The organism is Pseudooceanicola sp. NS-SX8 (assembly GCF_057380755.1).
On the sequence record NZ_CM170819.1, the window covers coordinates 3,015,961 to 3,040,928 of the forward strand.

Consider the following 24,968-nt stretch of genomic DNA (forward strand, 5'->3'; position numbering starts at 1 on the left):
ATCAGAGCAGCGCATCACCCAGGTAGGCAGCGCTGGCGAGGGCAAGCATGATCGCCCCGACGTAAAGCAGCAGGTCGGCGTTCAGATCGAACAGCACGGCAAGCCCGCGATAGCCTTTTCGAAGAAGAGACATCTCTCCACCCTTTCGTCTTTTGGCGAAGTTACCGGCTTCGCACTTGCGCGCACATTCGCGTCAGAATGAGGCGCAAATCGGGCAGCGATTGCGGCAACATCTGGGCAGCAAACCAGCCCCGAAAACCATCCTCATGTCGGGTGATCAGGGGCAGAATACATCGTTGGTCAGGGCAAAGACCATGACCGACAGCACGATTGTCAGCCCCGCTGCCATCAGGACCCGCAACGCCCGATCCGAGGGCGGACGCCCACGCACGGCCTCGTAGGCATGGAAGACAAGATGGCCGCCGTCAAGCACCGGCACCGGGAAGAGGTTCAGCAGGCCCACGCCGGTCGAAAGCGCGGCAACGAACCACACGAAGCTTGTCACGCCCTGGCTTGCCATCGCCCCCGATGTCTTGGCGATACCGATGGGTCCCGTCATGTTGCACGAAGAAATCGCACCGGTGATCATGTGGTAAAGACCAGAGAGCGAGCTGACGATGACACCCCAGGTCTGCTGGATTCCGCCAAGGAAGGATGCGACGATGCCTGCCCTTTGCGTGGCAAGATCGAAAGCCATCCCGCCCGCGATCCCGATCCGCCATTCGGTCCGGAACCCACCTTCGGGATCCGGCTCGTCAACGCGCCGGGGGGTCAGGGCAAATTCGAGCGTATCGTTCAGCGAAGGGCGCCAGACCGTCAGCAACAGAGCGGCGCCGTCAGATCCCTCGACCCGTTCCTTCAGCTGATCGAAGGCAAAGATGGGGGTTCCATCGACCGAAGTGATGACGTCCCCGTTCTTCAGGCCGATATCATAGGCCGCCGAATTGGGGGCAAGCTGCAGGATGATCGGGGGATAGGGATAGGGGCCGGTCACCGTCATCTCCTGACCATCCCGACGCACGCCGTAGTCCAGCTCCGGCGCCAGGGGCAGCTTCTCGGTGAAACCTTCCATGCCTTCCGCATCGTCGAGCGCCGGCAAGGTCACGCCACCGATGGAGACGATCTCATCCCCCTCTTCCAGGGTCTCCCCCTCTGCAAGCATCGCCGGCAGCGGGCGCAGCTGGCCAACGGCAAGCGGCTCCGCCACATCGCCGCGCGCGAAAAGCAGGATCGCGAAAAGGAGGATCGACAGGATGAAGTTGAAGACAGGGCCTGCGGCAACGGTCGCCGCACGCGCCCAGAGAGGCGCGCCAAGCATCGTGTGACGGCGTTCCTCCTCGCTGAGGCGCATCACCACCTCTTCGTCCGCTCCGGCAGATGCGGCGTCGCCATCCCCGAGGAATTTCACGTAGCCGCCGAAGGGCAGCGCCGCCAGTTGCCAGCGGGTGCCGTGCTTGTCGACGCGGCTCAACAGGACCGGCCCGAACCCCAGAGAGAAAACCTCGGCCTTGATGCCGGACAGGCGGCCGATGATGTAGTGCCCGTATTCATGGATCGCGACGATGATGGAAAGCGCAACGATGAATGCGATGACGACGTAAAGCAGGTTCCCGAACTCGGGCAGAAAACTCATCATGGGGCTCTAAAAACTTCCTGTCTTTGTCATCCGCACGCGCATTCTTGCGCATAGCTACGGGCGATCTGGTCCATGGCAAGGATGTTATCAAGATCGAAGGCGGCATCAATGAGACCGGAATCGGACTCTATCCGGTCAAGAACGCGTGTAACGACGTCCGCCATCTGCATGAAACCGATCTTGCGGGCCAGGAAGGCGTCCAGCGCCACTTCCTTTGCCGCGTTCATCGCGGCCCCCGACAGTCCCCCACGCTGCATCACCCGCCGGGCGATGGCGAGCGCCGGGAAGCGGGCCGGATCCGGGGCCTCGAAGCTCAGCCGGCCGATCTTCGCAAGATCGAGCCTGTCGACCGGCAGCGGTGCGCGGGCAGGCCAGTTGAGCGCATAGCCGATCGCGTGGCGCATGTCGGCCGGCCCCAGGTGCGCCATGATCCCACCGTCCACATGCCCGATCAGCGCGTGGACAAGGCTTTCACGATGAATCAGCACTTCCAGTTGTTCGGGCGCGAAGCCGAAGAATTCCTTCGCCTCGATCAGTTCCAGCGCCTTGTTGAACATCGACGCGGAATCCACCGTGATCCGCAGCCCCATGTCCCAGTTGGGATGCGTTGCCGCCTGCTCCGGCGTCGCCTTCGCCATATCCTCGAGCGTCCAGTCGCGGAACGCCCCGCCGGATGCGGTGATGATGACCCGCTCGACCGAAGCCGGATCATCCCCCAGAAGCGCCTGGTAGATCGCGGAATGCTCGCTGTCGACGGGCAAGAGATCCGCGCCGGAACGCTGCGCAGTTTCAAGTACCAACGGCCCTGCGCAGACCAGTGTTTCCTTGTTGGCCAGGGCCAGGGCCGCGCCGCGCTTCAGCGCGGCCAGACCCGGCGCCAGACCGGCGGCGCCCACGATTGCCGACATGACCCAGTCGGCAGGGCGATCGGCCGCGTCCATCAGCGCTCCCTGCCCTGCAGCGACCTCCACCCCCGACCCGGCCAGAGCCGCCTTCAGATCACCGTAGCGCTCTTCATGTGCGGTCACCGCCAGCTTGGCCCCCAGACGTCGGGCATCCGCGGCAAGCTGGTCGATATTATGGCCCCCGGTCAGGGCCTCTACCGCAAAGTCGTCCGGCCGCCGGGCGATCAGGTCAACGGTACTCTGACCGATGGAGCCGGTGGCCCCGAAAATCGTGATCCGGCGCATATTACCCCGCGATGAAGAACAGGCCCGTCCAGGGCCCTGTCAGAAGCAGCATGAGAGAGGCGCCCAGCATGCCGTCGAAACGGTCCATCAGGCCGCCGTGGCCCGGGATCAGGTTCGAGCTGTCCTTGATCCCGACTCGCCGCTTCCCTGCGCTCTCGGCCATATCGCCCATCTGCGAAGCCATGGACAATGCGACCGATACGCCCGCCAGGTGCACGCCTTCCCCGGTCCAGAGCCCGAAGGCCAGCCCGAGGACCCCCCCCGCGATCCACCCGGCAACCGTACCGGACCAGGTCTTCTTCGGGCTGACCCGGGGCCAGAACTTCGGCCCCCCGATGATCCGCCCGGCAAAGTAGCCCGCAATGTCCGTAACGACGACGACACCAACCAGCCAGCCAAGCCAAAGCGCGCCCTGGTCGTCACGCAGACGGACCATGCCGTATCCCGCGATCAGGATCATGGCGCAGAAGGTCAGGAACATGACACGCCGCTGCGGCAGCAGCGACAGCCCCACCATTGACGGCGCCAGCAGGAAGGGAAGCGCATAGCCCCCCGGCAGGTACACCGCCAGTGCAGCGCAGAGCGCCGCGATGCCGCCCATCTGGATGGCGACCGTGGGCTTCAACGGCGCGCACATACGCCCCAGTTCCCAGATCATGCCCCCGCAAACCAGGGCGATGAACACCCGGAACCAATGCCCGCCGGCCCATATGACCAGCAGTGCAACGAAAACCATGACAACGCCCGAAACCACCCGGGGTGCCAGGTCGGACCATTTCCGATCAGCCATGAGCCTAGCCTTTCGCCCCGCCGAAACGTCGGTCGCGGCTGCCGAAATTCTCCAGCACGCCGGCGAAGACATCCTTGGTGAAGTCCGGCCAGAGCGTGTCGATGAACTCGTATTCCGCATAGGCCGACTGCCAGAGCAGGAAGTTGGAAATCCGCGCCTCGCCGCTGGTCCGGATCACCAGATCCGGATCGGGCAGAACGCAGGTATCGAGGTATTTCGGCAGGGTTTCCTCGTCGATCGCCTCGGGCAGCAGACGCCCTGCAGCGACATCTTCGGCAAGGCGCTTGGTTGCGCGAGCCACTTCGTCCCGGCCGCCATAGTTCAGCGCGATGGTCAGGTTGGTCCCCGTGCAGCCGGAAGTCATCTCCTCCAGCTCGTCCATCAGGGCCTGAAGCTTCTCATCCAGCCCGGGACGGTCACCGATAAAGCGAACGCGCACGTTCTTGTCGCGCAGCGCACGCGCTTCCTTGCGGATGTAGGACCGGAACAGGGACATGAGCCCAGCAACCTCGATCTGCGTCCGCTTCCAGTTCTCGGTCGAGAACCCGAAGATCGTCAGGTACTTCACCCCCAGATCGGGACAGGCCTCCACGATCTCGCGCACCCGCCGCGCGCCGGCGTGGTGGCCGAACAGGCGCGGGCGTCCGCGCATTGTCGCCCACCGGCCATTCCCGTCCATGATGATCGCAACGTGGCACGGACGAGCCTCCGCCGCCGCGATGTCGCCCGTTCCGAGAGCTTCCACCTCTTCCGACATGTACCCCTCCCGTCACCGGCAGCGGGTCTGTACGCAGCCGGGCGGCACACGCCCGGCAGTGCGCTCAGACCTGCATGATTTCCTGCTGTTTCGTCTCCAGCGCCTGGTCGACCTTCTTGATGTAGGTGTCGGTCAGATCCTGCACCTCGGCTTCCCAGAACTTCTGGTCGTCCTCTGCCATGCCATCCTTGGCCTTCTTGATCTGGTCCATGCCGTCGCGACGCAGGTTGCGGATGGCAACGCGGGCGTGTTCGGCATATTGGCCCGCGACCTTGGTCAGCTCGCGGCGACGTTCCTCGTTCAGCTCGGGAATCGGCAGCATGATGATCGTGCCGTTCATCTGGGGGTTGATGCCCAGGCCGGATTCACGGATCGCCTTTTCCACCTTGTTGACCATCGACTTGTCCCAGACGTTGATCGTCACCATCCGGGGCTCGGGCACGTTCACGGTGCCTACCTGGTTGATCGGGGTCGGCTGCCCATAAGCGTCGACCATCACGGGTTCCAGCATGGAACCAGAGGCACGGCCAGTCCGCAGAGAGGCGAATTCCGTCTTCAGGTTCGACATCGCGCCATCCATGCGGCGCTTGAGGTCGTCGGTATCGAGTTCGAAATCTTCAGACATGATGTTCTGGCCCGCTTAAGTGTCATACTTTCCGAGGCCTTCTAAGTCTTCGGCTCGGGGATGTATAGTAATTTGCAGTAGGATCTGCCTGCGCCATGGGGGCCAGCCCCTGGGGCGAACGGACGAGACCCCGGGCGCCGCAATCGCGGGCAGCTGCCGCACCGCACCGGCTTGACACTCCTCCCGCGACAGGCCAACGCTGCCCCGCACGAGGAACGGTCCGAAGGAGACCTTCGTGCGAGAGAACCAGAATTTCGCTGTCATCGGCCTGGGCGCCTTCGGCTCCACCATCGCGTTGGAACTGGCCCGTTTCGGCAACCAGGTCATCGGCATCGACCGCAACGAGCAGTCGGTTTCGCGCATGGCCGAACAGCTGCCCGCCACCGCCATCCTGGACACCACGGACGAAGTCGCGCTACGCGAAGCGGGGCTCGACCGCTATCAATGTGCCGTGGTGGCGATCGGTGACGATCTCCAGTCCAGCATCCTGACCACCATGAACCTGAAGCTCTTGGGGATCGGCAAGATCTGGGTCAAGGCGTCCAACAAGACCCACCACCGGATCCTGTCGAAGCTCGGCGCTGACAGGGTGATCCTGCCGGAACAGGAAATGGGCCGTCACATCGCCCAGATGCTGAACACGCCGATGGTGCAGAACTACATGAGTCTCGGCAACGGTCACTCGGTCGTTCACATGGCGGTCTCCGACAGCCTCGAAGGCAGCCAGATCGCCGATCTGAACCTCGGCAACTGGCCCAGCCTGCGGCTTCTGGGCCTGATGCGCGGGACCGAGTTCCGGGAGTGCACCCCCGGCACCGTCCTGACGCTCCAGAAAGACGACCGCCTGATCATGCTGGGCAAACGGGCGGATCTGCGCGCCTTTGGCGATGCGGTCTGACAAGGTCGGCCCCGTCCTGCTGCGCGGACGCCTGCGGGCCTTCATGCGACGTTTGCGCAAGGCCCCGCCGCCCCTCATGCTGGCGCTGCTCTACGCGGTCCTGATCTGCCTTGGCGCGCTCGCGTTCAAGCTGCCCTGGTCCGTCCGCGCCCCGCTGAGCTGGTCCGAATCCTTCTTCACCGCCGCCTCGTCCGTCACCGTGACCGGGCTGGCGGTGGTGGATACAGGAACGGAATTCACGGTCTTCGGACAGGCCGTGATGATGGTGCTGATCCAGATGGGGGGACTTGGCCTGATGACCTTTGCGGTCATGGTGCTGGCCCTTCTGCGGATGCCGCTGGGGCTGACCGGTCACCTCTGGCTGAGGGATGACCTCAACCAGGATTCCCTTCACCGTATCACCCGGCTGGTGAAACAGATCTTTCGCGTGACCCTGATCTGCGAAGCGATAGGGGCACTTGTCCTGTCGGTCAGCTTCGTGCCTGTCCTGGGGTTTCCCCGGGGCCTCTGGGCGGCGGCGTTCCACTCCGTCTCCGCCTTCAATAACGCGGGCTTCTCGACCTTTCCGGACGGGCTGGTCGGATTCGCGACCGACCCCCTCGTCAATCTCGCGATTCCCGCACTCTTCATGATCGGCGGCATCGGCTATGTCGTGCTCGATGATGTCGCGCGCAAGAAAAGCTGGGCCACCTACTCCCTTCACAGCAAGATCATGTTGCTGGGTACGCTCGGCCTGACCATCTGGGGCATGGGCGTCTTCGCGATCCTCGAATGGCACAACCCAAGAACCCTAGGACAATACGACAGCGTCGCGGCGCGGTTGCTGATCAGCTGGTTCCAGGGCGTCACTCCCCGTACCGCAGGCTTCAACACCACCGACATCGCGGGCATGCACGACAGCACCTCGCTGATGATGATCGCGCTCATGCTGATCGGGGGCGGGCCGACCTCCACCGCGGGTGGGATCAAGGTGACGACCTTCGTGGTCATGTGCCTTGCGACCGTGGCGTTTTTCCGCAGGCGGACGCAGCTCAACGCCTTCGGCAGGTCCATTTCCCTCGAAGAGGTCCTGAAGGTGATGGCCCTCACCGCGATCAGCACGGTGCTCGTCTTCCTCGGCGTATTCCTTCTGGCGTCTACCCATGACGGGCATTTCCTGGATGTCAGCTTCGAGGTGGTCTCGGCCTTCGGCACCGTCGGCCTTTCGCGTGGCTTCACCGGGGAACTCTCGGGCTTCGGACGCACCGTGATCATCGCGATCATGTTCCTTGGCCGCGTCGGCCCGCTCACACTGGGCTATTTCCTAGCGACCCGGACGGTACCGCGCGTGAAATACCCCGAGGGCCGGATCCACCTGGGCTGAAGACCAGCAGATCAGGCCCGGATCACGCGGACGTCCTGCGTGAGCAAAGTCGCGGGCACCTGGGATTCCATGAAGGCGATGTCGTAGGCATCCCGCCCGACGGCGATCACCGCAAGCTCATCAGGCGCGCACATGCCCGTCGGATCGACGGGATGCCATGCGCCGTCCAGCCAGACCTCGGCGATCGCGTGAAAGTCCTGCGGGGTCACATCCGGGCCGTAGGCCGCCGCGGCGCGCGCGGGAATCTGCGCGGCGCGGACCATGGTGCAGAACAGGTGGGCGTAGTCCCGGCAGACGCCCTGCCGACTCGCGAAAGTCTCCAGCACATTGGTATCCGCGTCGGAACTGCCCGGAACGTAGGAGAGTTCCGCCGTGATCCAGTCGCGGATCGCGGCAACCTTCGCCCCACCGGACAGGTGCCCGAAATGCTTGCCGACATAGGCGACGAACTTGTCCGACTGGCAATAGCGTGACGGACGGATGTAGGGCGCCGCTTCCGTCGGCAGGCCGTGCAACGGCGCCGCCCCCATGGTCTCCAGCGGCGGGGTCTGCCGCGTGATCTCGACCTCGGCCGTATAGTGCAACTGCATCTCCGGCTGGGTCAGCACCGCCCAGATGCGTTCACCGATCCCGCAGTCCCCCTGGATCCGGTAGACCTGTGCACTGCCAAGGTCCATCCAGGCGTTGTGCAGAATCTGCCCCGGCAATGGCGCCGCTTCCAGAACCAGGTTCACCGTGTTTGCCTGCGGGAAACTGTAGTGCATCCGGACGTCGATCGACATGCGCATGGAGGCCTCCTCGGGAGAGCTAAATGACCTTCCCCGGATCCTAGACCGATGGCCCGCGCGGGCAAGCCCGGCTTCGGGAAAAGCAAAGGGCCGCCCTTTCGGACGGCCCCCGCAAAAGCAGACGTCGCAAAACCGGACATCTCAAAACCACACGTCGCCAGGTATCAGTCGCGCACGATGGTATAGGTCCCCTTGCCTTCCAGAATGCCCTTGAAGCCATTGGGCTCATCCAGCGGGAAGACGATGATGGGCTTGTGGTTGTCCCGCGCCAGGGCAATGGCGGAGGCGTCCATGACCTTCAGGTTCTTCTGAAGCACTTCGTCATAGGTCACCTTGTCGTAGCGCTTGGCATCCGGGTTGGTCTTCGGATCCTTGTCATAGATCCCGTCGACGCCGTTCTTGCCCATGAAGATCGCTTCGCAGGCCATTTCGTTCGCGCGCAGGGTCGCTGCGGTGTCTGTGGTGAAATACGGGTTCCCCGTGCCGGCGGCAAAGATGCAGACCCGCCCCTTTTCAAGGTGTCGCACGGCGCGGCGACGGATGTAGGGCTCCGCCACCTCGTTCATGGTGATCGCGGAAATCACCCGGGTGTAGACACCCAGCCCTTCCAGGGCGGACTGCATCGCCAGTGCATTCATGACGGTCGCCAGCATACCCATGTAGTCGGCCGTGGTCCGCTCCATCCCCTGTGCCGAGCCGGCGAGCCCGCGGAAGATGTTGCCGCCGCCGATGACCATGCAGATTTCGACACCCAGGTCATGGACGGATTTGATCTCCTGTGCGATCCGCTCCACGGTGGGCGGATGCAACCCGAAGCCCTGGTTGCCCATCAGGGCCTCTCCGGAAATCTTCAAGAGCACTCGCTTGTAGGTGGGCTCCTGCGCGGTTTCGGCCATGTTGCGCTCCTTCGCGGCGGGGGACTAGGATCGCCGGCAAAATGTCGGAAAAGGCGCATGGGTTCAATGTGGGAAATGGTAGGCAGTCTCAGCTTCGCGGAACGGTGCGGATGACACAGGCACAGCTGCGCCCAGACGCCCGCCATGTGCTCATCGCCGGGCCGACGGCATCCGGCAAATCCGCGCTCGCCATGGAAATAGCGGCCCGGGACGGCGGGCTGATCGTCAATGCCGATGCCCTGCAGGTCTATGAAAACTGGCGCCTGCTGTCCGCGCGGCCCTCGCCAGAGGACGAAGCAGCCCTGCCCCACAGGCTTTTCGGCCACGTTCCGAGGCAGGTCGCCTATTCCGTCGGCGCCTGGCTGCGCGCCGTCCAGACACTGCTGGACGGACCGGACCGGCTGATCATCATCGGCGGCACGGGCCTCTATTTCCGGGCGCTCACCGAGGGGCTGGTCGAAATTCCGCCAATCCCTTCGGACGTCCGCGACGAAGGCGATGCCCTGAGGGAGGATGACCTGCCCGCCATGATCGCCGCGCTGGATCCCGAAAGTGCGGCGCGAATCGATCTGGCAAATCCCGCACGGGTGCAACGCGCATGGGAGGTCCTTCAGGCGACCGGCAGGGGCATTGCCGCCTGGCAGGATGAAACCCCCGCCCCCCTGCTGCCGGGAACTGACTGCAACCGCATGCTTCTGGAGGCGCCACGCGATTGGCTGACACCGCGGATCGAACGGCGGTTCGACCAGATGCTTGCCCAGGGCGCACTGGAGGAAGCCCGGGCCAACCTCGACGGCTGGGACCCGACCTTACCGTCGTCGCGCGCCATCGGCGCTCCGGAACTCATCGCGCACCTGCAGGGCGAGCTCGCCCTGGATGAAGCCAGGGAAAAGGCCATCGTGGCGACACGGCAGTACGCAAAGAGGCAGCGCACCTGGTTCAGGACCCGAATGAAGGACTGGCAGCAGGTCTTTCCCGGCTAAGCCTTTACTTGTGGATACAATATCGCTCTAGTTCGGCCACGGGTACGGGACACCCAGCAAAGACAGCTCAGACCTTGGCAGACCACACGCCTTCCACTGTGAGAAGTCAGACACTGGCACAGCTTTCCGCAAAGGAAAGCTGGCGGCTGGAACTGCCGCATGCGCGGCCCCACCATCTCTTCATCCATCTCAGCAAGGGACAGGGCCGTTCCATCGTGCTCGGTCGCAGGCGAGGCCTGACGATGAACACGACACTCTTCGTGCCCGCCGGAACGCTGATGATGCTCGATGTCGGCAAGCAGAGCTATGGCCAGGTGGTGGAGATTCCCACCGAAGTCGGACTCGTCCTGCCGCCGGACCCGGTGCACCTGCGCGTCCACGACAGCATGGCACAGGCGGAGCTGATCGCCGTGATCGACGCGATGCAGCGCGAACAGGCAACCCATCGCCCCTTCGGCGCGGAAGCCATGCGCGCCCACGCCGGTCTGCTCTCGGTCTGGCTGCGCCGCAATCTGGCAAGCGAACCAGCCCAGACAGGCACGCCCAAGGCAGCCGACCGTCTGTCTGCCGCGTTCTGTGCCCTCGTCGAGCGGGACTTTCGCGCCGGGCAGAGCATGGCGGACTTCGCCACGGCGCTTGGCGTCACGCCGACCCACCTGACCCGCACCCTGCGCCAGACCGCCGGGATTACCGCCGCCGACATCCTGACCGGCCGCTCCCTTCACGAGGCACGCCAGATGCTTCAGGATGGCGGCCTTCCGATCGGACTGATCTCCGAAATGCTCGGCTTCTCCTCTGCCGCTTATTTCACCAGATTCATCCAGAAACACACCGGCAAGACTCCGACCGCCCTGCGCCGCCGCAAATGAACTTTGACGTATGGTCGGGCCAGCAGACAGCCTGCACTGATCGCGACTGACATTCCGACGGTCAGGGATGCCCCTGCGATCAGAGAGATACCCGCCATGCCGAGGGGCGCCGGGGATCAAAGTCATGTGCGCACATGTCGCTTTCGGGTGGTCGCCATGTCGCTTTTGGACTACGAAACGGCGAAGACACGAATTGACGGGTCGGCTTTTTCCTGCGGAAATGCCGCCCAGAGAAGGCCCGGTTCCCCATCCGGAACGGCAAGAGGCCTGGACGCGAAAACGCTCCGTCCCGAAACCGGGGGCACGGGGACACGTCATCACAGGGAGAATGGCATGACCAAACACGATCAATCGCTGGCGAAGGTCCACCCGGCGGCCCGCATGTACGCGGAAGAATTCAAGGCAGGCAAACTCAGCCGGCGCGAGTTCATGGCCCGCACCTCCGCGCTGGGCGTGGCCACTGCCGGGGTCTATGCCCTCGGCGGCCTGGACCAACCCGCGGTCGCGCAAACCACCCCCAAGGCCGGCGGCACCCTGCGCGTGCAGATGGAATGCAAGGCCCTCAAGGATCCGCGCAACTTCGACTGGTCGCAGATGGCGAACTTCGCCCGCGGCTGGCTGGAATACCTGGTGGAGTACCAGAAGGACGGCACCTTCAAGGGCATGCTGATCGAAAGCTGGGAGGTCAACGACGACGCGACCGAATACACCCTGCACGTGCGCCCGGGCGTCACCTGGTCGAACGGTGACCCCTTCACCGCCGAGGACGTGGCCTTCAACCTCAACCGCTGGTGCGAAAAAGGTGTCGAGGGCAACTCCATGGCCTCCCGCCTGTCGTCGCTGATCGACGAAGAGACCGGCATGGCCATCGACGGCGCGATCACCGTGGTCGACGACCACACCGTCAAGCTCGCATGTTCCTCTCCCGACATTACGATCATCGCCGGTTTCGCGGACTACCCGGCGGCCATCGTCCACCCCTCCTACGACGGCAGCGACCCCTCGGTGAACCCGATCGGCACCGGCCCCTACATGCCCGAGACCAACGAAGTCGGCGTAAAGCAGGTCCTGGTGAAGAACACCGACCACGCGTGGTGGGGCGAAGGCGCCTACCTCGACCGGATCGAGTTCATCGACTTCGGCACCGACATGGCCTCCTGGGTCGCGGCCGCGGATTCGGACGAGATCGACATGACCTACCAGTCGACCGGCGAATTCATCGAGGTGCTGGACGCCATGGGCTGGAAGAAGTCCGAGGCAGTGACGGCGGCGACCATCACCGTGCGCTTCAACCAGGATCAGGAACCCTACACCGACCCGGAACTGCGCAAGGCGCTGGTCATGGCCGTGGACAACGCCGTCGTGCTGGAGCTGGGCTATGCCGGTTACGGCACGGTGGCCGAAAACCACCACGTCTGCCCGATCCACCCCGAGTATGCCGAAGTGCCGCCGATCCCCACCGACCCCGCCGCCGCCATGGCCAAGCTGGAAGAGCTGGGCGTGGCCGATACCGAATTCACTCTCGTCTCCATCGACGACCAGTGGCAGTCGGAAACCTGCGATGCGGTCGCGGCCCAGATGCGCGATGCCGGCATCAACATCAAGCGGGAGATCCTGCCCGGCTCCACCTTCTGGAACGACTGGCTGACCTACCCCTTCTCCGCCACCGAATGGAACATGCGTCCTCTCGGCGTTCAGGTGATGGTCCTGGCCTACAAGTCCGGCGGTTCCTGGAACGAAAGCGCGATGGCCAACCCCGAGTTCGACAGCCTGCTCGATGAGGCCCTGTCCATCGCCGATGCCGACAAGCGCCGCGAGATCATGGCCAAGCTCGAAACCATCATGCTGGACGAAGGCGTCATGGTGCAGCCCTACTGGCGCTCCCTCTTCCGCCACGCGAAGGAGAACGTCATGGATGCCGAACAGCACCCGACGTTCGAGATGCATCACTACAAGTGGTGGATCGACGCCTGATCCGAAACCGTCCGGGCCGCGGGGAAACCTCCGCGGCCCGCTCGATTCCTCGGCCGCCACCAATGACCACCGGGCCCGCCCCGGACGCCACCGACGGGACATGCGATGCTGCTCTTTCTCCTCCGACGGTTGGGAACGATGATCCTGACGGCGCTCTGCCTCAGCTTCATCGTCTTCTTCCTCACCAACCTGCCACCCAACCTCGAAAAGGTCGCCAAGTACGAAGGCAACAGCCGGATGACCGACGAGGAGGTCGCCGGCTGGCTGGAGAACAACGGCTTCAACCAGCCTACCCTGCAACGCTACGGCGAATGGCTGGGCGTCGTTCCGGGCTGGACCAATGACCGGGGCGACAGGGTGACGGGCCGCTGCATCACAGGGGACCTGACAGCAGACACCGCGCCCCGCTTCTGCGGCATCCTGCAAGGCGAATGGGGCGACAGCCGCGTCTTCCGTGACAGCGTCGCCTCCATCGTCGCCGTCCGGCTGGAAATGACGGGCAAGCTGATGCTCTGGGTCATGCTGCTGATGGTGCCCTCCGCGCTGATCATCGGCGTGCTGGCCGGCATGCGCGAAGGCTCCAAGACCGACCGGTCCCTCTCGACCCTCTCGATCCTGACGACCGCAACCCCGGAATATGTCTCCGGCGTCATCCTGATCGCCGTCTTCACTTCCTCCGCCGTCGGACTGAAGTGGTTCAAGGGCACGGCGACGGCCGCCATGGAACACGCCACATTCGAGAACTTCTTCCTGCCGGTCCTCACCATCTCTCTCTACGGCATGGGCTACATCGCCCGCATGACCCGCGCATCGATGGCAGAGGTCATGACCGCGCAATACATCCGCACCGCCCGGCTGAAGGGCGTCAGCTTCGGCAACATCGTCCTGAAGCACGCCCTGCGGAATGCCCTGATCGCCCCCTTCACGGTGATCATGCTGCAGTTCCCCTGGCTGCTGAACGGCGTCGTCGTGGTCGAGACGCTCTTCAACTACAAGGGCCTGGGCTGGGCGCTGGTGCAGGCCGCCGGCAACAACGATATCGACCTTCTGCTGGGGATCTCCGTGGTCTCCGTGCTGGTGGTTCTGGTGACACAGCTGATTTCCGACATCGGCTACGTCTACCTGAACCCCCGGATCCGGATTTCCTGAGGAGGCACGCGACATGGAACCCTTGTCCTGGGGACAGATCATCCTCGACCTGCTGATCCGGTTCATCCCGGTCTGGATCGCACTGATCATCACCTTTGCCGTCTCGGTCACCTACAAGCGCAGGCTGGGGCTCTACGGCAAGCTCTTCGACAACTGGATCGGCATGGTGGGCTTTGGCCTCGTCATGTTCTGGGTCTATACCGCGCTCTGCGTCGGCCTCTTCGACTGGATCGCCACCCATGATCCGCTCTCTGCCGCGACGGGCATGAAGAACAAGGTCCCCGGCACGCCCCTGCGCGGGGCCGAGGAAGGCGACTATCCCTACTACCTGCTGGGCGGCGACACGCTTGCCCGGGATGTCTTCTCCCGCATGGTGGCGGGCAGCTGGGTGGTGATCCGCATCGCGCCGCTGGCCACGCTCTTCGCCTTCATGGTGGGGATCACCCTCGGGCTTCCGGCGGGCTACTTCGGCGGAAAGCTCGACAATGCGCTGTCCTTCCTCGCCAACCTGATCCTCGCCTTCCCGGTCATCCTGCTCTTCTACCTGCTGGTCACGCCCGAAATGGTACAGACGGGCATTCCCAGCTACATGGCCATGGCGCTCTTCATCTTCCCCATCGTCTTCCTGGTGGTGCTGGTGAACTCCCGCTACCGGACGCAGCCCGCAAGGCGCAACGTGATGGTCGCGGTGCTGGTATTCGTGCTGGGCTGGGCCTACCTCTCGCTGATCTCCGATCCGGAAACGCGAGTGGCCTTCCTGCCCGGGGCGCTCGACCTCTTCAACATTCCCGGCGGGATCCTCGTCGTCTTCGTCTCGGTCGTCTTCGTGAATGCGCCCACGGTGTTCCGCATCGTCCGGGGCCTGACGCTCGACATCAAGACGCGGGACTACGTGGCCGCCGCCCAGACCCGCGGCGAAGGCCCTTGGTACATCATGCTGTGGGAGATCCTGCCCAACACCCGCGGCCCCCTCATCGTCGATTTCTGCCTGCGCATCGGCTACACCACGATCCTGCTCGGCACGCTCGGCTTCTTCGGCCTGGGCCTGCCACCGGAAAGCCCGGACTGGGGGACGACGATCAACCAGGGGCGCAAGCTGCTGTCGATCTATCCGCACCCGGCGATCGTTCCAGCGGTGGCGCTGCTTTCGCTGGTGCTGGGGTTGAACCTGCTGGCCGACGGGCTGCGTGAGGAAAGTCTGAAAGACTGAGACGGCGGGACCGGGGGCCAGCCCCCGGACCCCCGGGATATTTTACGCCAGAAAATAAGGGTGAGTGGCGCGCCCCATGGAGAGGTGTCATGAGCGACAAGCCCGAATATGACGGACCCATCCTGGAGATCGACAAGCTGTCCATCTCCTTCTTCACCCGGCTTCGGGAAATCCCCGCAGTCATGGACTTCTCAGTCTCCGTCCAGCCGGGGGAGGCCGTGGGCCTCGTGGGTGAAAGCGGCTGCGGCAAATCCACCGTGGCGCTCGGCGTGATGCAGGACCTGGGCGTCAACGGGCGCATCACCGGCGGATCGATCAAGTTCAAGGGCCGCGACCTGTCGCAGATGTCCGACAAGGAACTGCGCCACATCCGCGGCAACGAGATCGCCATGATCTATCAGGAGCCGATGGCCTCGCTGAACCCGGCCATGCGGATCGGCAAGCAGCTGATGGAAGTGCCGATGATCCACGAGGGGATCGGCAAGGAGGAAGCCTGGAAACGTGCCCTGCAGGTCGTCACCGACGTCAAGCTGCCGGACCCCAGGCGCATCCTCAACTCCTTCCCGCACCAGCTTTCGGGCGGCCAGCAGCAGCGTATCGTCATCGCCATGGCGCTGATGTCCAAGCCCGCCCTGCTGATCCTGGATGAACCGACCACCGCGCTCGACGTCACGGTCGAAGCGGCCATCGTCGAACTGGTGAAGGACCTGGGGAAGAAGTACGGCACCTCGATGCTCTTCATCTCCCACAACCTCGGACTGGTGCTGGAAACCTGCGACAGGCTCTGCGTGATGTACTCGGGCGAGGCGGTGGAACGCGGGTCCATCGCGGATGTCTTCGACCAGATGCGTCACCCCTACACCCAGGCCCTTTTCCGCTCCATCCCGCTGCCCGGCGCCGACAAGACGGCCCGCCCCCTGGTGGCGATCCCCGGCAATTTCCCCCTGCCCCACGAACGCCCGCCCGGCTGCAATTTCGGCCCCCGCTGCGACTATTTCGAAGCGGGCCGCTGCGACGCCAAGGACATCCGCATGTCGCCGGTCAAGGGAGATGAGCGCCACGAGACCCGCTGCCTGCGGCAGGAGGAGATCGACTGGAACGCCCCCGTCCAGGTCGCCGCCCAGAACGAAAAGGCAGAGGTCGGCCGCACCGTCCTGCGCATGGAGAACCTGAAGAAGTACTACGAGGTCGCCGCCTCCGCCCTCTTCAAGGGGGGCGAAAAGAAGGTGGTGAAGGCCAACGAGACCCTCACCTTCGAAGCCCGGGAGAGCGAGACCCTCGCCATCGTCGGCGAAAGCGGCTGCGGCAAGTCGACCTTCGCCAAGGTGCTGATGGGCCTCGAAACGGCGACCGAAGGGCGCATCATCCTCGACGATCGGGAAATCCAGGACACGCCGATCGAACGGCGCGACACCAAGACGGTGGCCGACGTGCAGATGGTGTTCCAGAACCCCTTCGACACGCTGAACCCCTCGATGACCGTGGGCCGCCAGATCATGCGCGCGCTGGAGGTCTTCGGCGTCGGTTCCTCGGATGCCGAACGGCGCGACCGCATGCTCACCCTGCTCGACCTGGTGAAGCTGCCCCGCGAATTCGCCGACCGCATGCCGCGCCAGCTTTCCGGCGGGCAGAAGCAGCGCGTCGGCATCGCCCGCGCCTTCGCCGGTGACGCCCGCATCGTGGTTGCCGATGAACCTGTCAGCGCGCTCGACGTGTCGGTTCAGGCCGCGGTGACCGACCTGCTGATGGAGATCCAGCGCCAGCACAAGACGACGCTTCTGTTCATCTCCCACGACCTGTCGATCGTGCGCTACCTCTCCGACAGGGTCATGGTCATGTACCTCGGCCACGTGGTGGAGCTTGGCACCACCGAAGAGGTCTTCGCCCCGCCCTATCATCCCTATACCGAGGCGCTGCTCTCTGCCGTGCCGATTGCGGACACCTCTGTCGAGAAAACCCACATCGTCCTGGACGGCGATATTCCCTCGGCCGTCAATCCGCCTCCCGGCTGCCCGTTCCAGACACGGTGCCGATGGAAAGGGCGCGTGGACGGCGGCCTTTGCGAGCGGGAGGTCCCGCCGATGCGGAATTTCGACGGGCACCAGATCAAGTGCCACCTCAGCGATGCCGAGCTGCAAGAGATGGAACCGGTGATCAAGATCGCAGCCGAGTAGGCCCGGCACGAAGGCGCAGGGCCTTACTGGTCAGGCCCACACGAGAACGCCCCCATGCCGGCTGGCACGGGGGCGTCTGTCTACCCGTTGCGACCCGAAAAGGTCACATTTGTCGACATCAGCCTTCGGAAGAGGCTTCGCCTTCGATGGCTTCATCGGCCGGCACGACAGGCAGGGCGTCGATATGCTCGGCCGCGATGGAGGCGAACTTGTCGACCATCGGCATGTAGTAGGCGTTCGGATCGGTGTTGCCGGCCATGGTGTCGGCTTCCAGATCCACGTTGAAGGTCGTCAGGATGTCACCGTTCTGCTTGTAGACGGCAACCTGGCCTTCCATCGTGCCCATGTCCGGGGCCAGTTCCATGCCCAGAACGGAGGCTTCGATCTTGATACCGGCGCCTTCTTCAACCTTGGTGTCCAGGGCCTTCATCATGGCCATGGTGACATCCTCGGACACGCTGTCGAGGTAGGCGGTCGGGAACTTGCCGTCGACGACGGAGGCCTCGGGCACGTCGGCCTTGACCGAGTCGATCGGGCCTTCATAGGCGAACGCGGGGATCGCGGTCATGGATGCGGCGATAACTGCGGGGATGATCAGTGCCTTACGCATAGTGAAATCCTTTCTACTTCGCTCTCTCGCGGCGCCTTGTCCTCTCCCTCAGGCGAACCTGTCAGGGTGCGGCGTCGCGTTCTGGGGAGACAACAGGCATGCCCCCCGTCAAAGTTCCCCGGAGCACCGGAAAATTGCGGGTTCCACAAAGCAAAAGCGGCCGGCAAGACATTGCCGGGCCGCGTCAGGTTCAGAAAAACAAGGCTGGAACGGCGCCGGGATCAGCTGCCCCAGATCGCCTTCACATAAGTTTGAGTCTCGGCATAGGGCGGGATCCCCCCGTAGCGACGCACGACTTTCGGCCCCGCGTTGTAGGCGGCCAGCGCCAGCGGCCAGCTTCCAAATGCGCTGTATTGCTCCGCAAGGTAGCGCGCACCACCATCCAGGTTCTCGTAGGGATCACTTGCATCCACTGCCAGAAGACGCGCGGTTTCGGGCATCAGTTGCGCCAGGCCGATCGCCCCCTTGTGGGACACCGCGCCCGGGTTCCACCCACTTTCCTGCTGGACCAGCCGCAGGAAAATCCCCTCCGGCACGCCATGTCGCAGCGCGGCGGATCGGGCCATGTCCAGATAGGGCCCCGCGTAGGATCCGGTCCAGGCGGGCGCGCCCCATTTCGTCGGCGTCACGACCGTGGTTGGCGCGATGTAGACCGACGGCGCCTTCTGCGCCGCAGCCCGCCGGTCAAGCAGGCTGGTCTGCGCCCCGAAACGGGCCTTGCTGGAACTCGAAGACAGGACATCCGCCGCCACGGGCAGGGCGGAACCGGCGAAAAGGGATCCGGCGATCAGGGCCGACGCGACCCGCGAAAGCGCTTGCTGCATTTGGTGCAAAACTCCGGTTTCGATGCGGGTTCCCGCCAATCGGGCAAAGACTACACGCCCCATGCGGAAAATGGCACCCCCGAAGGAAGCCCCTTGGCAAGCCTTCGCCGCCCTGCCACGCTTTGCGCACCCCGCATCGGGATCGCGATCAGGATCCCTGTACGGAGCTTCGGATGCTTGCCCTTTGCGGCCCGCTTTGGTGTAACGCTCCGAACACCCGCCTCGGATTCGAGGCGCACGGAAACGACACTTACAGGACACTCACAGGGGAGAGACGCATGGCAGGTTCCGTCAACAAGGTCATCCTGATCGGCAATCTCGGGCGCGATCCCGAGGTCCGCTCGTTCCAGAACGGCGGCAAGGTCTGCAACTTGCGGATCGCCACCTCGGAAAACTGGAAGGACCGCAACACCGGCGAACGCCGGGAACGCACTGAATGGCACACCGTTGCCATCTTCAGCGAACCGCTGGTCCGCGTGGCGGAGCAGTACCTTCGCAAGGGCTCCAAGGTCTACATCGAGGGCAAGCTGGAAACCCGCAAGTGGCAGGATCAGTCCGGTCAGGACCGCTACTCCACCGAAATCGTCCTGCGCCCCTACCAGTCGGAACTGACGATGCTCGACGGTCGCGGTGAAGGCGGCGGCGGTGGCGGTAGCTACGGTGGCGGCCAGGGTGGCGGCAGCTACGGCGGTGGCGGCGGCGGTTACGACGACCGTGGTGGCTCCGGCGGCGGCTATGATGACCGCGGCGGCTTCGGCGGCAGTTCGGGCGGCGGTCGCAGCAGCGATCTCGACGACGAAATCCCGTTCTGATCCCACCCGCAAGGGAACGGACAACCAAACGCCCCCGCAGGACCTGCGGGGGCGTCTTCGTTCAAGCCCCTTCGGGGGTGCTCCAGAGCGCTGCGCCCGCAGACCTCAGGCTGCCAGCAGCGCGTCGATCCCCGCCAGCTCCTCGTCGGAAAATTCCAGGTTGCTGATCGCACCGACACACTCTGTCACCTGACCCGGCTTCGACGCCCCGATCAGGGCCGATGTGACCCGCCCTGCCCGCAGGACCCAGGCAACGGCCATCTGGGCCAGGGTCTGCCCACGCGCGCCGGCAATCTCGTTCAGTCCGTTCAGGCGCGCGATCATCCTGTCGTCGATCAGATCCGGCGACAGGCTCTTGCCCTGGGTCGCCCGCGCACCATCGGGAATTCCCCTGAGGTACTTGCCGGTCAGCAGGCCCTGCGCCAGCGGGGTGAAGACGATGGATCCCATCCCCAGCTCCTCGAGCGTGTCCAGCAGGCCGTCGTCCTCGACCCAGCGGTTCAGCATGCTGTAGCTCGGTTGATGGATCACGAAGGGGGTCTTCAGCTCAGACAGGATCGCATGGGCGGCCCGCGTCTGCTCCGAGTTGTAGGAGGAAATGCCGACGTAAAGCGCCTTGCCGGATCGCACGATCTGATCCAGCGCCAGCATCGTCTCTTCCAGCGGTGTCTCCGGATCGGGGCGATGGTGATAGAAGATGTCGACATAGTCGAGGCCCATCCGTTTCAGCGACTGATCCAGCGAGGCGATCAGGTACTTCCGGCTGCCAAGATCCCCGTAGGGCCCGGGCCACATGTCCCAGCCCGCCTTGGAAGAAATGATCAGCTCATCCCGGTAGGGCCGGAAATCCTCGTCGAACAGCCGGCCGAAGGCGGTTTCCGCCGCGCCGTAGGGCGGGCCGTAGTTGTTGGCCAGGTCAAAGTGCGTCACACCCAGGTCGAAGGCGGTGCGCAGGATCTCCTTCTTGGTTGCATGCGGGGTATCATCCCCGAAATTGTGCCAAAGTCCCAGGGACACCGCAGGAAGCTTGAGACCCGAACGGCCAAGCCTGCGGTAGGGCATCGCGTCATAACGGCTGTCGGCGGCGACGTAGGGCATCTGAATCCTCCTTTGAGACCCTCCGCAAGCTGACGCTTTTGCGCTGGAGGTAAAGGGGAAAGACACCGTTTGGCAAAACCCGACGCCGGACCTGTGTCGCAGGGGCCCGTGTCGGGTCAGGTCCGCATCCAGAACAGATCGGGGACAGTTCAGGGGAAAAGCAAAACCTCCACCACGGTGAGAACGATCCACGCCGGCGTCGACAGGACCAGGAACAGCAGCAGCGCGGCCTGCCAGGTCGGCCGAGCCTCCCGGATCGTGGAATGGCGGGTGTTTTCAACTCGATTGCTCTGTCTCATGGCCCCATTAACCGAAGAATAGGTTTTCATTGGCTTAACGGTGCCATGAAAGACTTTGCCGAATGCCCGGAGGCCGGCACACTGCGGATGCAGGGCCACCTGCACTACGCGACGACCCTCGCGACCATGGGCCTGCGCACTGCGCGCCTGCCCTGCGGCGCGCTCTGCGTGGAGCGGCGTATCGGGCCGCTCCGGCTGCTCTGGCTTCCAGCCCCGGTCGGCCTTCCGCCCTCTGCGCCGGGACCGCTTTTGATGTCCGCACGCGACGCAGGCCAGGATCGGCAGTTCCGGGGCAGCGGCGCCATTCCCCTTATGACACCGCAGTCGCGCGCCACGCTGCCCGTCTTGCCCTGCCCCGAAGACCAGCTTGCCCTGCAGCATCAGAAGTGGCGAAACCGCCTGCGTCACGGCCAGCGGGCGGGGCTGAAGGTGACCGGGGCGCCCCTGCCCCGCGACCCTGCGCACTGGTTGCTTGCGACCGAAGAACGGCAGCGCAGGCACAGGGGCTACCGTGGCCTGCCTGCGGCCTTCGCCCTGCACTGGCCGGAAACCCGGCTCTTCACCGCCCGACAAGACGGAAAGGTCGTCGCCGCCATCCTGCTCCTGCTGCATGCCCCCGGAGCCACCTATCACATCGGCTGGTCCGGCCCCGAAGGGCGCCGCCTGTCGGCGCACAACCTCCTTCTTTGGCAGGCCACCCGCTTCTGCGCTGCCCGTGGCATCACGGCGATCGACCTCGGCCCGCTGGACGGGAAACGCGCCAGCGGCCTTGTGCGGTTCAAGCTCAAAAGCGGCGCACGGGTGGAACAGACCGGCCATACGTGGCTCAACAGCCGTTTTCTTGCCCCTTTGGGCCGCCTGATCGGCTAAGGACCGCTTTGGGTCTTCCTTTTCGGACGTTCCCGGGCTAGGGGCTGCCCAAACCCAGTAAGGACGCCCCATGGATCTGCGCAACATCGCCATCATCGCCCACGTCGACCACGGCAAGACCACGCTCGTCGACGAGCTGCTGAAACAATCCGGGGCCTTCCGTGCCAACCAGGCCGTGGCCGAACGCGCCATGGACAGCAACGACCTGGAACGTGAGCGCGGCATCACCATTCTCGCCAAGGCCACCTCGGTCGAATGGAAAGGCACCCGCATCAACATCGTCGACACCCCCGGCCACGCCGACTTCGGCGCCGAGGTGGAACGCATCCTGTCGATGGTCGACGGTGTGGTCCTGCTGGTGGACGCCGCCGAAGGCCCGATGCCGCAGACCAAGTTCGTGACCTCCAAGGCACTGGCCCTGGGCCTGCGCCCCATCGTGGTGCTGAACAAGGTCGACAAGCCCGACGCCGAGCCCGACCGCGCCCTGGACGAGGTGTTCGACCTCTTCTCGGCACTGGATGCTAACGAAGACCAGCTCGACTTCCCGCACATGTATGCCTCCGGCCGCTCCGGCTGGGCAGACAACGAGCTGGACGGCCCGCGCAAGAACCTTGACGCGCTGTTCAACCTGATCGTGAACCACGTCCCTGCGCCGAAGCAGATCGCCCAGCAGGACGATGACTTCCGCATGCTGGCCGTGACCCTGGGGTCCGACCCCTTCGTGGGCCGCATGCTCACCGGTCGCGTTGAATCGGGCAAGCTGAAGGTCGGTCAGACGGTCCAGACCATTTCCCGCATCGGCCAGAAGGTCGAACAGTTCCGCTGCACCAAGATCCAGGCCTTCCGTGGCCTCGCCCAGCAGGACATCGAGGAAGCCGTTGCAGGCGACATCGTCTCGCTGGCGGGCATGACCAAGTCCACCGTGGCCGACACCATCTGTGCCCTGGCCGTGGACGAACCGCTGGAAGCCCAGCCGATCGACCCGCCGACCATCACCGTGACCTTCGGCATCAACGACAGCCCGCTCGCTGGCCGTGACGGCAAGAAGGTGCAGTCGCGCGTCATCCGCGACCGCCTGATGAAGGAAGCCGAGACCAACGTCGCCATCAAGGTCGCCGACACCCCCGGCGGCGAAGCCTTCGAAGTCTCCGGTCGCGGCGAACTTCAGATGGGCGTCCTGATCGAGAACATGCGCCGCGAAGGGTTCGAACTGTCGATCTCCCGCCCGCAGGTGATCCTCAAGGAAGACGAGGACGGCAACAAGATCGAACCGATCGAGGAAGCCACCATCGACGTCGACGACGAATACTCCGGCGCGGTGATCGAAAAGCTGACCGGCGCCCGCAAGGGTGACCTGGTGGAGATGAAGCAGGCTGGCGCAGGCAAGACCCGCATCATCGCCCATGTCCCCTCCCGCGGGCTGATCGGCTACCACGGCGAATTCCTGACCGACACCCGCGGCACCGGCGTGCTGAACCGCGTGTTCCACAGCTGGGCCCCCTTCAAGGGGCCGATCCCCGGCCGTCGCGCAGGGGTCCTGATCTCCATGGAACAGGGCCAGACCGTGGCCTATGCGCTGTGGAACCTCGAAGAGCGCGGCAAGATGTTCCTGGGTGCCCAGGCCGACGTCTACCAGGGCATGATCATCGGCGAGCACTCCCGCGAGAACGACCTGGAAGTGAACCCGCTGAAGGGCAAGAAGCTGACCAACGTGCGGGCCTCGGGCACCGATGATGCGGTCCGCCTGACCACGCCGATCACCCTGTCGCTGGAAGAGGCCATCGCCTACATCAACGACGACGAACTGGTCGAAGTGACGCCCAACGTGATCCGCCTGCGCAAGCGCTACCTGGATCCGCACGAGCGTAAGCGGATGTCCCGTTCCTGAACCTGACCGGGTTTGGCCCCTGACCGGGCCACGCCTCCGGCGGGAGTATTTTCAGCCGTCGAATAGAGAGGGGCGCGGAGCTTAGATGCTTCGCGCCCTTTCCGTTGCCGCCGTCAGCGCGGCAGAGAGCGCCGCGTCGAAGGGGCCGTCCTGAAGCCGCAGCAACCCCGCTGCCGTGGTCCCGGCGTAGTCGATCATCTCCTGCACCTGCGCGGCGGGCGTGGCGCCCTCCTTCATCATCTCGCCAGAGGCCAGGAACAGCTGCCGGATCGCCCGCGTGGCGATCTCCTCAGGGATGCCGCGCGCCACGGCGTGGCGGATCATGCTGTCGGCGAAATAGGCGACGAAGCCCGGCACGGGGCCGGTCATTGCCGTGAAGTCGTCTAGCTGTGTTTCCTGCTGGATCTCGTCTGTGGTGCCGATGGCACCGAAAAGTGCCGTGGCCACCACCCGGTCCTGCGCGGTCGCTCCGCCGCAGGCCACCCAGGGCGTATAGGCCAGCCCCTCTGCCGCGGCAGGGCTGCTCATGGCGCGGATCGCGCGGCGGGCGCCGGTCAGCTTGCGAAGTCGTTCCAGCGACAGCCCGGCCACCACGGATAGCGCCAGCCGCTCCGACAGGTCGACCTCCAGCGCGCCCATGGCCGCCGGGGGCACACAGAGCAGAACAGCGTCGCATCCACGCGCCAGCGCCCCTGCGTCGGCGGTGAAATTCACACCCTCCCCACCATCAAGCGGAACCCGGGCCCCGCTGCGGTTGGCCATCCAGAGGTTTGCCGCCGGAAATCCGCCCCGCAACAGACCCTGCCCGATGGCCCGGCCCAGCATGCCGCTGCCGATGATCCCGAAAGTGATGGTGTCCAGCATGTCAGCCTCCCTTTCGGGCAAGCTTACCAGCCGGGCAGAAACGAAAAAAGCCGCGCTCTTGGCGCAGCTTTTCCCTAGATCCCTGCATCTCGGGCGCGATCACTCCGGATCGAAGCCCTCGACGATCATCAGATCGCGTTCCGAGGCGCCGCGCGCATGGCTCAGCGCTTCCTGGTAGTCGGGCCCGCGATAGCAGGCCTCGGCCTCTTCCAGCGACGGGAAAACCGCAACCACGTTGCGCGACCGGTCGTTGCCTTCCAGCTGCACGTAGCGGCCGCCGCGGGCCAGGAACTTGCCACCGTGCTTGGCGATGGCGGGGCCGGCCAGCTTCGCATAGCGGGCGTAGGCCTCCTCGTCGGTCACATGGACATGGGCGATCCAATAGGCTTCGGGCATGTTGC

General features: G+C 64.6%; 25 protein-coding genes. 11 read left to right on the plus strand and 14 right to left on the minus strand.

What is annotated here, in order from left to right; genetic code table 11:
• Window position 1: 1 nt before the first annotated feature.
• The 6 genes from AC2IR1_RS13805 to frr form a co-directional block, all read right to left on the minus strand.
• Entirely contained in the window at window positions 2-133 is a 132-nt protein-coding gene (locus AC2IR1_RS13805) for a hypothetical protein (RefSeq protein WP_486472546.1), read from the minus strand.
• A gap of 144 nt (window positions 134-277) precedes the next feature.
• Complete coding sequence (gene rseP, locus AC2IR1_RS13810; RefSeq protein ID WP_486472547.1) at window positions 278-1,636, minus strand: RIP metalloprotease RseP; 1,359 nt, start codon at window positions 1,634-1,636, stop codon at window positions 278-280.
• A gap of 26 nt (window positions 1,637-1,662) precedes the next feature.
• Window positions 1,663-2,826, minus strand: coding sequence for a 1-deoxy-D-xylulose-5-phosphate reductoisomerase (gene dxr, locus AC2IR1_RS13815; protein ID WP_486472548.1), 1,164 nt, complete (start codon window positions 2,824-2,826; stop codon window positions 1,663-1,665).
• A gap of 1 nt (window position 2,827) precedes the next feature.
• Entirely contained in the window at window positions 2,828-3,616 is a 789-nt protein-coding gene (locus tag AC2IR1_RS13820) for a phosphatidate cytidylyltransferase (RefSeq protein WP_486472549.1), read from the minus strand.
• A gap of 4 nt (window positions 3,617-3,620) precedes the next feature.
• On the minus strand, window positions 3,621-4,373 hold the full coding sequence (gene uppS / locus AC2IR1_RS13825; protein ID WP_486472550.1) for a polyprenyl diphosphate synthase: 753 nt from the start codon (window positions 4,371-4,373) through the stop codon (window positions 3,621-3,623).
• A 64-nt stretch (window positions 4,374-4,437) separates the two neighbouring features.
• On the minus strand, window positions 4,438-4,998 hold the full coding sequence (gene frr, locus AC2IR1_RS13830; RefSeq protein WP_486472551.1) for a ribosome recycling factor: 561 nt from the start codon (window positions 4,996-4,998) through the stop codon (window positions 4,438-4,440).
• Window positions 4,999-5,233: 235 nt separating this feature from the next.
• Between frr and AC2IR1_RS13835 the strand changes: the two genes are divergently transcribed.
• Both AC2IR1_RS13835 and AC2IR1_RS13840 read left to right on the plus strand, forming a co-directional pair.
• A complete protein-coding gene (locus AC2IR1_RS13835; protein WP_486472552.1) occupies window positions 5,234-5,896 on the plus strand; it encodes a potassium channel family protein in 663 nt (220 codons plus the stop codon).
• A 43-nt stretch (window positions 5,897-5,939) separates the two neighbouring features.
• Window positions 5,940-7,259, plus strand: coding sequence for a TrkH family potassium uptake protein (locus AC2IR1_RS13840; protein WP_486476418.1), 1,320 nt, complete (start codon window positions 5,940-5,942; stop codon window positions 7,257-7,259).
• 11 nt (window positions 7,260-7,270) lie between these two features.
• Here the strand turns inward: AC2IR1_RS13840 and AC2IR1_RS13845 are convergent, their stop codons facing one another.
• Window positions 7,271-8,047, minus strand: a complete 777-nt coding sequence (locus AC2IR1_RS13845; protein ID WP_486472553.1) for a transglutaminase-like domain-containing protein — start codon at window positions 8,045-8,047, stop codon at window positions 7,271-7,273.
• A 164-nt stretch (window positions 8,048-8,211) separates the two neighbouring features.
• A complete protein-coding gene (gene pyrH / locus AC2IR1_RS13850) occupies window positions 8,212-8,943 on the minus strand; it encodes a UMP kinase (protein WP_486472554.1) in 732 nt (243 codons plus the stop codon).
• Window positions 8,944-9,053: 110 nt separating this feature from the next.
• On the opposite strand from pyrH, the gene miaA reads away from it, so the two are divergent.
• The 6 genes from miaA to AC2IR1_RS13880 all read left to right on the plus strand — a co-directional run bounded on the left by miaA (window position 9,054) and on the right by AC2IR1_RS13880 (window position 17,302).
• Complete coding sequence (gene miaA / locus AC2IR1_RS13855) at window positions 9,054-9,926, plus strand: tRNA (adenosine(37)-N6)-dimethylallyltransferase MiaA (RefSeq protein WP_486472555.1); 873 nt, start codon at window positions 9,054-9,056, stop codon at window positions 9,924-9,926.
• A 242-nt stretch (window positions 9,927-10,168) separates the two neighbouring features.
• Window positions 10,169-10,795, plus strand: a complete 627-nt coding sequence (locus AC2IR1_RS13860) for a helix-turn-helix transcriptional regulator (RefSeq protein WP_486472556.1) — start codon at window positions 10,169-10,171, stop codon at window positions 10,793-10,795.
• A gap of 333 nt (window positions 10,796-11,128) precedes the next feature.
• The gene (locus AC2IR1_RS13865; RefSeq protein WP_486472557.1) at window positions 11,129-12,769 is read left to right on the plus strand and encodes an ABC transporter substrate-binding protein; all 1,641 of its coding nucleotides are present in this window, start codon (window positions 11,129-11,131) and stop codon (window positions 12,767-12,769) included.
• Window positions 12,770-12,874: 105 nt separating this feature from the next.
• Window positions 12,875-13,918, plus strand: a complete 1,044-nt coding sequence (locus tag AC2IR1_RS13870) for an ABC transporter permease (protein ID WP_486472558.1) — start codon at window positions 12,875-12,877, stop codon at window positions 13,916-13,918.
• Window positions 13,919-13,931: 13 nt separating this feature from the next.
• Window positions 13,932-15,128: an ABC transporter permease gene (locus tag AC2IR1_RS13875; RefSeq protein ID WP_486472559.1), complete on the plus strand. Its 1,197-nt coding sequence runs from the start codon at window positions 13,932-13,934 to the stop codon at window positions 15,126-15,128.
• A gap of 89 nt (window positions 15,129-15,217) precedes the next feature.
• Window positions 15,218-17,302 (plus strand): dipeptide ABC transporter ATP-binding protein, encoded by a 2,085-nt coding sequence (locus AC2IR1_RS13880; RefSeq protein ID WP_486472560.1) that lies wholly within the window; start codon window positions 15,218-15,220, stop codon window positions 17,300-17,302.
• Between the two features lie 118 nt (window positions 17,303-17,420).
• Here AC2IR1_RS13880 and AC2IR1_RS13885 read toward each other — a convergent pair whose 3' ends face one another.
• Together AC2IR1_RS13885 and AC2IR1_RS13890 are read right to left on the minus strand one after the other, a co-directional pair.
• Window positions 17,421-17,912, minus strand: a complete 492-nt coding sequence (locus AC2IR1_RS13885; RefSeq protein WP_486472561.1) for a hypothetical protein — start codon at window positions 17,910-17,912, stop codon at window positions 17,421-17,423.
• A 221-nt stretch (window positions 17,913-18,133) separates the two neighbouring features.
• Window positions 18,134-18,736 carry a lytic transglycosylase domain-containing protein gene (locus AC2IR1_RS13890; protein WP_486472562.1) on the minus strand — a complete coding sequence of 201 codons (603 nt, stop codon included), beginning with the start codon at window positions 18,734-18,736 and terminating at the stop codon, window positions 18,134-18,136.
• Between the two features lie 278 nt (window positions 18,737-19,014).
• Here AC2IR1_RS13890 and ssb point away from each other — a divergent pair, with 278 nt between their 5' ends.
• Window positions 19,015-19,548 (plus strand): single-stranded DNA-binding protein, encoded by a 534-nt coding sequence (ssb, locus tag AC2IR1_RS13895; protein WP_486472563.1) that lies wholly within the window; start codon window positions 19,015-19,017, stop codon window positions 19,546-19,548.
• A gap of 105 nt (window positions 19,549-19,653) precedes the next feature.
• Here the strand turns inward: ssb and mgrA are convergent, their stop codons facing one another.
• Entirely contained in the window at window positions 19,654-20,646 is a 993-nt protein-coding gene (mgrA, locus tag AC2IR1_RS13900; protein WP_486472564.1) for an L-glyceraldehyde 3-phosphate reductase, read from the minus strand.
• A gap of 149 nt (window positions 20,647-20,795) precedes the next feature.
• A complete protein-coding gene (locus AC2IR1_RS13905; RefSeq protein WP_486472565.1) occupies window positions 20,796-20,945 on the minus strand; it encodes a hypothetical protein in 150 nt (49 codons plus the stop codon).
• A 45-nt stretch (window positions 20,946-20,990) separates the two neighbouring features.
• Here AC2IR1_RS13905 and AC2IR1_RS13910 point away from each other — a divergent pair, with 45 nt between their 5' ends.
• Window positions 20,991-21,815 carry a GNAT family N-acetyltransferase gene (locus AC2IR1_RS13910; protein WP_486472566.1) on the plus strand — a complete coding sequence of 275 codons (825 nt, stop codon included), beginning with the start codon at window positions 20,991-20,993 and terminating at the stop codon, window positions 21,813-21,815.
• Window positions 21,816-21,885: 70 nt separating this feature from the next.
• Window positions 21,886-23,703, plus strand: coding sequence for a translational GTPase TypA (gene typA / locus AC2IR1_RS13915; protein WP_486472567.1), 1,818 nt, complete (start codon window positions 21,886-21,888; stop codon window positions 23,701-23,703).
• An 81-nt stretch (window positions 23,704-23,784) separates the two neighbouring features.
• Here the strand turns inward: typA and AC2IR1_RS13920 are convergent, their stop codons facing one another.
• Both AC2IR1_RS13920 and AC2IR1_RS13925 read right to left on the minus strand, forming a co-directional pair.
• Entirely contained in the window at window positions 23,785-24,567 is a 783-nt protein-coding gene (locus tag AC2IR1_RS13920) for a pyrroline-5-carboxylate reductase family protein (protein ID WP_486472568.1), read from the minus strand.
• A 99-nt stretch (window positions 24,568-24,666) separates the two neighbouring features.
• On the minus strand, window positions 24,667-24,963 hold the full coding sequence (locus AC2IR1_RS13925) for a DUF1330 domain-containing protein (RefSeq protein WP_486472569.1): 297 nt from the start codon (window positions 24,961-24,963) through the stop codon (window positions 24,667-24,669).
• Window positions 24,964-24,968: the final 5 nt, after the last annotated feature.

Bases quoted from the DNA above. Each gene is read 5' to 3' on its own strand.
- AC2IR1_RS13805 (WP_486472546.1), bottom strand. From the start codon at position 133: ATGTCTCTTCTTCGAAAAGGCTATCGCGGGCTTGCCGTGCTGTTCGAT.
- rseP (WP_486472547.1), bottom strand. From the start codon at position 1,636: ATGATGAGTTTTCTGCCCGAGTTCGGGAACCTGCTTTACGTCGTCATC.
- dxr (WP_486472548.1), bottom strand. From the start codon at position 2,826: ATGCGCCGGATCACGATTTTCGGGGCCACCGGCTCCATCGGTCAGAGT.
- AC2IR1_RS13820 (WP_486472549.1), bottom strand. From the start codon at position 3,616: ATGGCTGATCGGAAATGGTCCGACCTGGCACCCCGGGTGGTTTCGGGC.
- uppS (WP_486472550.1), bottom strand. From the start codon at position 4,373: ATGTCGGAAGAGGTGGAAGCTCTCGGAACGGGCGACATCGCGGCGGCG.
- frr (WP_486472551.1), bottom strand. From the start codon at position 4,998: ATGTCTGAAGATTTCGAACTCGATACCGACGACCTCAAGCGCCGCATG.
- AC2IR1_RS13840 (WP_486476418.1), top strand. From the start codon at position 5,940: ATGCGACGTTTGCGCAAGGCCCCGCCGCCCCTCATGCTGGCGCTGCTC.
- AC2IR1_RS13845 (WP_486472553.1), bottom strand. From the start codon at position 8,047: ATGCGCATGTCGATCGACGTCCGGATGCACTACAGTTTCCCGCAGGCA.
- pyrH (WP_486472554.1), bottom strand. From the start codon at position 8,943: ATGGCCGAAACCGCGCAGGAGCCCACCTACAAGCGAGTGCTCTTGAAG.
- miaA (WP_486472555.1), top strand. From the start codon at position 9,054: ATGACACAGGCACAGCTGCGCCCAGACGCCCGCCATGTGCTCATCGCC.
- AC2IR1_RS13860 (WP_486472556.1), top strand. From the start codon at position 10,169: ATGAACACGACACTCTTCGTGCCCGCCGGAACGCTGATGATGCTCGAT.
- AC2IR1_RS13865 (WP_486472557.1), top strand. From the start codon at position 11,129: ATGACCAAACACGATCAATCGCTGGCGAAGGTCCACCCGGCGGCCCGC.
- AC2IR1_RS13870 (WP_486472558.1), top strand. From the start codon at position 12,875: ATGCTGCTCTTTCTCCTCCGACGGTTGGGAACGATGATCCTGACGGCG.
- AC2IR1_RS13875 (WP_486472559.1), top strand. From the start codon at position 13,932: ATGGAACCCTTGTCCTGGGGACAGATCATCCTCGACCTGCTGATCCGG.
- AC2IR1_RS13880 (WP_486472560.1), top strand. From the start codon at position 15,218: ATGAGCGACAAGCCCGAATATGACGGACCCATCCTGGAGATCGACAAG.
- AC2IR1_RS13885 (WP_486472561.1), bottom strand. From the start codon at position 17,912: ATGCGTAAGGCACTGATCATCCCCGCAGTTATCGCCGCATCCATGACC.
- AC2IR1_RS13890 (WP_486472562.1), bottom strand. From the start codon at position 18,736: ATGCAGCAAGCGCTTTCGCGGGTCGCGTCGGCCCTGATCGCCGGATCC.
- ssb (WP_486472563.1), top strand. From the start codon at position 19,015: ATGGCAGGTTCCGTCAACAAGGTCATCCTGATCGGCAATCTCGGGCGC.
- mgrA (WP_486472564.1), bottom strand. From the start codon at position 20,646: ATGCCCTACGTCGCCGCCGACAGCCGTTATGACGCGATGCCCTACCGC.
- AC2IR1_RS13905 (WP_486472565.1), bottom strand. From the start codon at position 20,945: ATGAGACAGAGCAATCGAGTTGAAAACACCCGCCATTCCACGATCCGG.
- AC2IR1_RS13910 (WP_486472566.1), top strand. From the start codon at position 20,991: ATGAAAGACTTTGCCGAATGCCCGGAGGCCGGCACACTGCGGATGCAG.
- typA (WP_486472567.1), top strand. From the start codon at position 21,886: ATGGATCTGCGCAACATCGCCATCATCGCCCACGTCGACCACGGCAAG.
- AC2IR1_RS13920 (WP_486472568.1), bottom strand. From the start codon at position 24,567: ATGCTGGACACCATCACTTTCGGGATCATCGGCAGCGGCATGCTGGGC.
- AC2IR1_RS13925 (WP_486472569.1), bottom strand. From the start codon at position 24,963: ATGCCCGAAGCCTATTGGATCGCCCATGTCCATGTGACCGACGAGGAG.